Here is an 8,334-nt window from a genome sequence, read left to right on the forward strand (position 1 = left end):
GGTTGATAGGCTGCATGTGTAAGCGTGGTGACATGTTGAGCTTGGCAGTACTAATTGGTCGAGGGCTTGACCTAGTGTATATCCTTCTTCTTCCTCCTCTTTGCTTCTTCCCCTTTGTTCAGTTTTTAAGGTGTGAAAATCGGATATGGTAGAAAGCTCAGTGAATACTGAGCTTTTTTGTTATTCTTTCCCAAAAAGAAAGGAATACCAAGATGAAACAGATTCTTGCAGTTGGTTGCGGCGGCTTTTTAGGCGCAGTTTGCCGCTATCTTCTTTCTCAATGGATTTCGTTTCTACACAAAGGTCCTCTTCCGTTGGCGACTTTTTTGGTAAATGTGGTCGGCTGTTTTCTGATTGGTTTTTTAACCGTGTTCTTATCTGGCTTTTTCCCAGACAGAAAGAATCTTTCCTTATTTTTGACCACAGGGCTTTTGGGTGGATTCACTACCTTTTCTACTTTTGGGCTGGAGACCGTCAGTTTAATGCAGAACGGCAATTGGTTACTGGCGCTTGCAAATATGGTGGCAAGCCTTGCCTTTGGATTGCTGGGTGTATGTTGTGGGAAACTAGTGGGAGGTTTGTTGACCTCTCATATAAATGGATAGAAGGAGTAAACATCATGGAAAAGTTTACGTTAGAGGAAGTAAAAACCGATGAGCAAATAGAGGCACTCGCCGCTTTGGCGAAAGAGATCTGGACAGAGCATTTTACCCCGATGCTGGAAAAGGGACAAGTGGAATACATGCTGGAAAAGTTCCAGTCACCCGGTCCGATTCGGGAGCAGCTACAGGAAGGGTATCAATATTATTTTTTAAAACTGGACGGGGAATTGGCAGGCTATACTGGATTTCACGCAGAGGAGGAAAGCCTCTTTTTGAGTAAAATTTATGTCCGCAAAGCCATGCGCGGGAAAAAAATTGCCAAGCAGGCAATTGAATATATGATCTCTTTGTGTCGGGAGCGGCATTTGCATAAAATTTGGCTGACGGTGAACCGCAACAATTCCATTGCCATTGCTGCCTATGAAAAAATGGGTTTTACCAAAGCTTATATGAAGAAAGCGGACATTGGCAACGGCTTTTATATGGATGATTATATTATGGAGAAAAAGCTCTATGCTTGACAGCCTCCTGCCGCCCCCAGTCTCGTGGTTTGCCAAAGGAAAAAGGAACCGTACAGAAAGAGCTTGGCCGACAAAGCGGTTTGACCCCACACGAAAAAATGTCGGATGAGAATGGTAATGGTTCCATGTACTGTTAAAAAGCGGCTCCGGTAAAACCGAAGCCGCTTTTTTGTGAGGAAGCCGGGCACTCTTTTTGGATATCATAAAGAACGTACATTTTCCAATGAGAATAGGGAGTGGCCGAAACCCAGCAGCAGTAGTTTTTTCAAAAAACGCTCGATGGCATAAGTGTCCTTCCGCATATTTACGGGACGCTTTTATATGTTAGATAAAATACATTGACACACATAGTAATATGTGTTATGCTGTATTTTGATGAAAGGTGGTGAAGCCATGGCGTCTTCGTCTATTAGCAGCGACTATATGCGGGGCAGTCTGGATCCGATTATCCTCCGCGTCCTTTTGGATGGGGACAGCTATGGCTATGAAATCATCAAAGCCGTGTCTCATAACAGCGGCGGCATCTATGAGCTCAAAGAACCGTCTCTGTATACCAGCCTCAAACGGCTGGAAGCGCTTTCCTGCGTCACCTCCTACTGGGGAAACGAAAGTCAGGGCGGCCGGCGCAAGTATTACCGGATCACCCCAAAGGGCCGCCAATTGTACGAAACATCCCTGGCCCAATGGAAACAGGCGAGGGACTTGATTGACCAATTGATTGAAAGGAGGGCGCAGCCGTAATGGAGGAACTGAAAAGCTATGTGGAGCTATTATTCAGCCGCTACCGTAATTCGACGCGGATCTTGGAACTCAAGGAAGAAATTTTAAGCAATCTGGAAGCCAAGGTGGAGGATCTGACCGCTCGGGGAATGGAGAAGGAAGAGGCTGTCCGGCAGGCGAAAGCAAGCATCACCAGCGTGGATGGGCTCATTGACGGCAACCGACTGGTCTATTATAATCAGTATAAACTGGAGGTCACCCAGGTTGCGGTTCTTTACGGGGTGATCGCCTGGATTTTGACCCTACCGCTGAAAATCGTGGATACTGGGATTTGGGTTAACGAGGTGTTTTTGGTGCTCACCCTTGCCGTTGGCATTTGGTACCTGCTCCAGCGTAGCCGCAAGGAGCAGGAATATGTGCAGCATACCGCCTATGTACGGGTAAGCCGGCTGCGGTGGATGCACAAGGCGGCGTGGTGGCTGTTCGGGCTGTTGATAGTGGTTATGACGGCATTTACGACGGCGGTTCAGTTTGGAAGCAACTTTTGGTATTCCACGCCCGTAAAAATCGAAGGTCCCTTTCAGGTCGGCGCTTTGGCGGTGCGTTACCTTCTGCCGGCCTTTTTTATGATTATCCCTCTCTTGTACCATGCGGCCATCAAACTTGTGTCAAAATATGAGGTAAACCATGAAGATCAAAACGAGGAATAGGCTGATTATCGGGCTGTTTGTGGTGGGCCTGGCGTTTTACGGGGCCATTGAAGGGCTGATTCTGCCGCAGAGGGAGGCGGCACAGGAGCAGTACCGGCTCGAGCAGCGTGATCCCCTGACTCATGACCTGGACAGCATTCTCAAATTCAAAAGCGCCTATATGGGAGATGCAACCAACCTGATCAATCTGTTTTGTACCCTGCCTCTCAACCACATCGCCATGTCTTTTCAGATGGACAGCGAGCGGTTCCTGGTGGAAGTACACTATCAGGACAATGCCGCCAACATCGGGGATACCCAGGTACGCCGGGCTATGCTCTATGACGCTACGGCTGCCTTTGCCCTGATCGACAATCTGCAGCGCATCGACTTTGTGTTTTTGGACGAATCCTTTACCGTTACAAGAGACGCCGTCTGCGGTTTCTACGACGAGCCTCTGCCCAAGCTTCTCAAAAAGAACATTTGGAAAGAGAAAGTGCAAGCGCCCCTCGCCAGCGACGATTATGTATGGGACCGGACGCGTGAGGGAATCCGAGCACAGGAAAAAGGAGAAAACGCGGATGAATAAGCAAGTGATGCAGGCGGTTGCCCAAGCGGACCTGGCGATCCGCAACGAGGATTTTGACCGACTGGTGGAGTTTTATACCGACGATGCCGTGCCGGTGGTAGAATTCGGAATGGTCGCCAGAGAAAATGGGCAACGCATTTGTGACCATTGCCCGCTATTTTGCAAACAGCCTTGTACCCACCCGGGGCAAACAAATCATGCCGAAAGCCTGGGACACGGTTTTGGTTTTGTCCCAAACGTTGCTTTCGGCTGACAAGGAGCCTTCCGGCGGGGAATCCATGGACCGCCGGGTCACCTATGTCTTTCGCAGAAAAAAGGAAGGTGGCTGTGCGCAGTGGACAATTCGTACGGTACCACACTTTTGGAGGAATGAACGGACCGGAAATGCAGCGTATGCTCAAGGAGACTGCTTGTGTTTGCCCAAGACCCCGGTTTGTTTTCGGGTATATGAAAACCGCCGCTCCGGAAAAGCTTGGAGCGGCGGTTTGGCTACATGCAGAAAACGTGCTGGCCGATGGTATTGATAATGGGACGGGATCGAATCCATTCATTGGTGGCGGTAACCGGGTTATAATAATAAATCGCTCCACCACTGGGATCGACACCGTTGAGCGCATCCCGGGCCGCCCGGTAGGCGGATTCGGCCACCGGCTGGTCAAACTGCCCGTCGTTGAGGCAGGAGAAGGCGCCGGGCTGGTAGATGACGCCGGCGATGGTATCCGGGAAAGAGGGGTGCTCCACCCGGTTGAGGATAACCGCGCCGACAGCCACCTGTCCGCTGTAGGGTTCGCCTCTCGCCTCGGCGGAAATGGTGCGGGCCAGGAGATTTACGTCGCTGGTGGAAGCGCCGGTGGAACCGGAAGAACCGCTGGAGCTGGAAATGCCGATGGCGGCCAGCGTTTCCGGACCGGCGATGCCGTCTACCCGCAGGCCGTTTTTCTTTTGAAACTTGATGACGGCGTCTTGGGTCTGCGTTCCGTAAATGCCGTCCACGCTGCCGAAATAGTAGCCCCATTGCTTGAGCTTCGTTTGAATCTGCCGGACTTCTTCGCTGCGGGAACCGTATTTGGATAAGACCTCGGTCACCTCAGGCTGGGGATAGGATACGATGTTTACTGTGAAAACACAAACGCACAGCACCATCATGACCCGCCAGAGAACCTTCCATGTTTTCATTTCAGGAGCCCTCCTCGATTGCATGCTTTCGGCCAGCGGAATAGCTCCGCATAGCCGTTACGAAGTCAGTATTTCCGGCCGGAAAGGAAATATCCGCCTGTCCTTTCGGTTTTGATCAAAAAAGCGGAAAATCGCAGGTGACGCGGAAAATAGTGCTTGCAATTGAGATGGAATGGTGTTAATATATTATGAGTGTGATTACGAGCTGAAGGAGGTGTGACAATGCCGAATATCAAATCTGCGAAAAAGCGTGTGAAGATTGCCGCCGTTCGAACGATGCGCAATAAGAATTACAATTCCGCTTTGAAGACGGCCGTAAAAAAGGCCAACCTCGCCATCGATCAGAATGCGGACAATAAGAACGATACCGTTCGTCTTGCCGTGAAAAAGATCGATCAAGCAGTGGCAAAGGGGATTCTTCATAAGAATACTGCTGCCAGAAAGAAGTCCGCCTTGGCTCGCAAAAGCGCGGCTGTGTAAGGGAAAATAGGAATGGGAAAGCAGTGCCATGTGCACTGCTTTTTATTTTGCCAAAAATGCATGCAGATCCATACGCAAAAAGTACTCTAGTGGAAAAATAACAGGTTTGATCGCCAATGATCCGGAAAAAATACATATAAGCAAGTATCTTCAATTGCATTTGCACGAAAAATACTTGCCTCATGACGTATTTCCTTGCAGAAACAACAAAAATATGCTATACTTTATTCAATTCGATGCTTTTCCCATTTGGTTTGGAAAAGCACGGCTCCTGTGCACCCTCCGGCATAGGAAAGAATAACCAATGCCGTCGCCGGTAAAGGTACGCCGGAAGGTGGATATACGGCGAATTTGGGGGATGATAGGAATGCGGAGTCTTTTGCAGACCGCAATTCCGGCAAACGCGCGTGGGGGGTTCATTGGTGACAATTTTCGAGATATTTGAGCACATCTATCCGAATACGAGAGAGGGAGAAATCAGCCGGGTATCCTGCCCATACCGTTTGTGTCCATTGGGCGCACACTCCGATCATCAGTTTGGGATTATATCCGGTTTTGCTTTGGACCATGGGGTGGAAATGGCGTTTTGCGTCAATCCCAGCCGGGTGGTGGAGCTGGACAGCTGCAATTTTGACGGCCGGGTGCAGTTCATTATCCAGCCGGATATGCCGCCGAGAGAGGATTGGGGCCGCTATGCCCAGGGGGCGGTTTGGGCGCTGTTAAGAAAGAAATATAAGCTGGTGCACGGTATCCGGGGCGTCATCCGCGGATCTTTGCCCATCGGCGGCTTGTCCTCTTCGGCAGCCGTCATTATTTCGTATATTCTGGCCCTGTGCAAGGCAAATGACATCCAGCTGACGCCGGACAAGCTGATTGACTTGGCACTGGCGGCTGAAAAAGAGTATGTAGGGCTCAGTGTGGGGCGGCTGGATCAGTCCTGTGAGGTCCTTTCCCTGCGGGATAACCTTCTATTTTTGGATACCCAAACCCGGCAATGTCAATGGATTCCCAAAAGTCCGTCCATGCCGCCTTATGAGTTTGCGGTGTTTTATTCGGGCGTATCCAGAACGCTGACAGGAACAGCGTTCAATAAGCGGGTGGACGAGTGCAGGGCTTCGGCCTACGCCCTCAAGGCGATGGAAGGCATGGAGTACAATACAGTCGCGGAAAGCTATCTGCGCCAGGTGCCACGTGAAGTTTATGAACGGTGGAAAGACCGGCTTCCGGAGAATTTTGCCAAACGCTGCCGACATTTTTACACCGAGTTTGAACGGGTCAGACAGGGCGCGGCTGCTTGGAAAAACGGAGATTTGCAGACGTTTGGCCAGCTGATGTTTGCATCGGGACAAAGTTCGATTGAAAACTACGAGACCGGTTCGGAGGAACTGATCGCCATCTATGACATTATGACCCGGACGAAGGGCATCTACGGCGGCCGCTTTTCCGGGGCTGGCTTTAAGGGCTGCTGTGTGGCGGTGATTGATCCGAAGTACCGCCAGTCGATTGAAGAGAACGTGACGAAGGAGTACTTGGAAAGGTTTCCTGAGCATCGGGGCGCTTTTTCGGTGCATTTTTGCAATTCAGCAGATGGGGCGCGATGTGAATGATATGTGTCGTTTTGGCGGCGGGATATGCGACGCGGATGTATCCGCTGACGGAGAATTACCCGAAGCCATTGTTACCGGTTCAGGGGAAACCGATTTTGGACTGGCTGATGGAAGACATTGATAAAATTGAGGAGATTCATGGGCATGTAATCGTGTCCAACCACCGCTACAGTCGGCATTTTCAGGAATGGGCCCGGTGCAGCCGGCTGCAAAGGCCGGTGCACGTGGTGGACGACGGATCTATGAGCAACGATACTCGACTTGGGGCCGTCAACGACATCCTTTTGGCCATCGAACGGCTGCGTTTGGAGGACGATTTGCTGGTCATCGCCGGGGACAACGTACTGGACTTTTCGCTGCAGAGTTTTGTCCGGTTTGCGAAGAAGAAGGACGCCTCCTGCATTATGTGCTACCACGAACCGCAGCTGGAAGTCCGGCGCCGTTCGGGCGTGGTGACGCTGGACCGGGATTTTAAGGTCCTTCGCATGGAAGAAAAACCGGATCATCCCCAGTCCTATTGGATTACGCCGCCCTTCTATATCTATCACCAGCGGGACCTGCCTCTTTTGCGCCAAAGCGTGGCGGACGGCTGCCATGCGGATGCACCGGGCAGTTTATTCGCATGGCTGAGCAAGAAGCGGGAGGTTTACGCATACAATATGCGGGGCAGACGGTACGATGTGGGAAATATGTCCAGCTATCATACTGTACAGCGGGTCTTCCGGGGCATTCACATGCCGGTGTAGGCGGTTAAGTGCTTGACTTCATTTCATAAAAAGAGTATGATAAACACAGAAGTCCATAGGACCTGCTGTAAATTTGCAGTTTCCGCCTATTCCTGTGGATAGGACGGACAAAATGAATTTCGAAAGAGGTGCTCATATGGAGAAAAAGTCCAAGAACATGTTTACGTTGATCGGTATTATCACGGTAGTGGTTGCCATTGCGTCGACTGTTGCGATGATCCTTTATAAGTGTCAGAAGAAGCGCAAGGACGACGAAGAGCTTGAGCACTATATTGAGACGGCCATCATGTAAGCCTTTTGTTTCAAACGCAATTGACAACATGAAAAGCACCGCAAGCCTTTGCCGGGCTTGGCGGTGTTTTTTTGTTTGCCGGCGTTCGCGCTTTGTTTTCGGTTTGTTTTCAGATTGTTCATTTTCTCCCGGCCTCCCATCCCGTATAATCGGGAAAGATTCCCCCAAAACTCAGGAGGGGGGAAGTTTCCCCGCTTCTGTGCGAACAAGCTTGCTTTTAGAAATGAGGAGGCATATGGAAAACTGGATCACGGAATTTATGTCCGAGTTCGGATATCTGAGTATCTTTCTGCTGGTGGCGCTGGAAAATGTGTTCCCACCCATTCCTTCGGAAGTCATTCTCACCTTCGGCGGCTTTTTGACCCGTTCCACCGAGATGTCGGTGGTGGGCGTTGTTTTGTTTTCGACCCTGGGTTCCATCGCCGGCGCGGTCATCCTGTACGGCGTGGGCCGGCTTCTCAGCGTGGACAGGCTGGAGCGGCTTGTAGACCGGTACGGCAAGGTTCTGCGGGTCAAGTCCTCCGACCTGGAACGAGCGCGCAGGTTTTTTCTGCGGTACGGGAACAAGGCTGTTTTTTTGTGCCGCATGGTGCCGCTGGTACGCAGCTTGATTTCCATCCCGGCCGGCATGTCCAAAATGCGGTTTGGATTTTTTCTGCTGTTCACCACGGCGGGTACTCTGATTTGGAACATGGTGCTGGTGGTGGCCGGCGCTCTGGTCGGAGATCAATGGGAAAACATCCTTGCATTTATGGACCTGTACTCTCATATCGTATATATTGTCCTCGGCGTGGTTTTGGCGGCGGCGGTCGTCTTCTTCCTGGTGCGCCGGCGCCGCAGAAAAAAGAAGATACCGGATCCATCCGAAGAAAAGTAAACGGTAAAAGAGGCCCGGCTGCAATTCTGCAGCCG

12 protein-coding genes are annotated in these 8,334 nt (G+C 50.9%); 11 read left to right on the top strand and 1 reads right to left on the bottom strand.

What is annotated here, in order from left to right; translation table 11 throughout:
- Positions 1-212 precede the first annotated feature (212 nt).
- The 6 genes from crcB to WMO26_RS13150 all read left to right on the top strand — a co-directional run bounded on the left by crcB (position 213) and on the right by WMO26_RS13150 (position 3,374).
- Positions 213-605, top strand: a complete 393-nt coding sequence (gene crcB, locus WMO26_RS13125) for a fluoride efflux transporter CrcB (protein WP_349221085.1) — start codon at positions 213-215, stop codon at positions 603-605.
- Positions 554-1,123: a GNAT family N-acetyltransferase gene (locus WMO26_RS13130; protein WP_349221086.1), complete on the top strand. Its 570-nt coding sequence runs from the start codon at positions 554-556 to the stop codon at positions 1,121-1,123. Before crcB ends, WMO26_RS13130 begins: the two co-directional genes overlap by 52 nt.
- 393 nt (positions 1,124-1,516) lie before the next feature.
- Complete coding sequence (locus tag WMO26_RS13135; RefSeq protein ID WP_349221087.1) at positions 1,517-1,864, top strand: PadR family transcriptional regulator; 348 nt, start codon at positions 1,517-1,519, stop codon at positions 1,862-1,864.
- The gene (locus WMO26_RS13140; RefSeq protein ID WP_349221088.1) at positions 1,864-2,553 is read left to right on the top strand and encodes a permease prefix domain 1-containing protein; all 690 of its coding nucleotides are present in this window, start codon (positions 1,864-1,866) and stop codon (positions 2,551-2,553) included. Before WMO26_RS13135 ends, WMO26_RS13140 begins: the two co-directional genes overlap by 1 nt.
- The gene (locus WMO26_RS13145; RefSeq protein WP_349221089.1) at positions 2,531-3,121 is read left to right on the top strand and encodes a DUF4825 domain-containing protein; all 591 of its coding nucleotides are present in this window, start codon (positions 2,531-2,533) and stop codon (positions 3,119-3,121) included. The genes WMO26_RS13140 and WMO26_RS13145 overlap by 23 nt, the downstream gene beginning before the upstream one ends.
- Entirely contained in the window at positions 3,114-3,374 is a 261-nt protein-coding gene (locus tag WMO26_RS13150; protein WP_349221090.1) for a Cif family virulence factor, read from the top strand. The genes WMO26_RS13145 and WMO26_RS13150 overlap by 8 nt, the downstream gene beginning before the upstream one ends.
- Before the next feature lie 236 nt (positions 3,375-3,610).
- On the opposite strand, the gene sleB is transcribed toward WMO26_RS13150, so the two are convergent.
- Positions 3,611-4,297: a spore cortex-lytic enzyme gene (gene sleB / locus WMO26_RS13155; protein WP_349221091.1), complete on the bottom strand. Its 687-nt coding sequence runs from the start codon at positions 4,295-4,297 to the stop codon at positions 3,611-3,613.
- Between the two features lie 222 nt (positions 4,298-4,519).
- Between sleB and rpsT the strand changes: the two genes are divergently transcribed.
- From rpsT to WMO26_RS13180, 5 genes are all read left to right on the top strand, one after another.
- Positions 4,520-4,777 carry a 30S ribosomal protein S20 gene (gene rpsT, locus WMO26_RS13160; protein WP_349221092.1) on the top strand — a complete coding sequence of 86 codons (258 nt, stop codon included), beginning with the start codon at positions 4,520-4,522 and terminating at the stop codon, positions 4,775-4,777.
- Between the two features lie 422 nt (positions 4,778-5,199).
- On the top strand, positions 5,200-6,384 hold the full coding sequence (locus WMO26_RS13165) for a GHMP family kinase ATP-binding protein (RefSeq protein WP_349221093.1): 1,185 nt from the start codon (positions 5,200-5,202) through the stop codon (positions 6,382-6,384).
- A complete protein-coding gene (locus WMO26_RS13170) occupies positions 6,381-7,130 on the top strand; it encodes a nucleotidyltransferase family protein (RefSeq protein ID WP_349221094.1) in 750 nt (249 codons plus the stop codon). The genes WMO26_RS13165 and WMO26_RS13170 overlap by 4 nt, the downstream gene beginning before the upstream one ends.
- A gap of 136 nt (positions 7,131-7,266) precedes the next feature.
- Positions 7,267-7,422: a hypothetical protein gene (locus WMO26_RS13175; RefSeq protein ID WP_349221095.1), complete on the top strand. Its 156-nt coding sequence runs from the start codon at positions 7,267-7,269 to the stop codon at positions 7,420-7,422.
- Positions 7,423-7,657: 235 nt separating this feature from the next.
- On the top strand, positions 7,658-8,299 hold the full coding sequence (locus WMO26_RS13180) for a DedA family protein (RefSeq protein ID WP_349221096.1): 642 nt from the start codon (positions 7,658-7,660) through the stop codon (positions 8,297-8,299).
- Positions 8,300-8,334: the final 35 nt, after the last annotated feature.

Origin of the sequence: Solibaculum intestinale (assembly GCF_040096205.1) — a bacterium.
In the GTDB taxonomy this organism is placed as follows: Bacteria; Bacillota; Clostridia; order Oscillospirales; family Acutalibacteraceae; genus Solibaculum_A; species Solibaculum_A intestinale.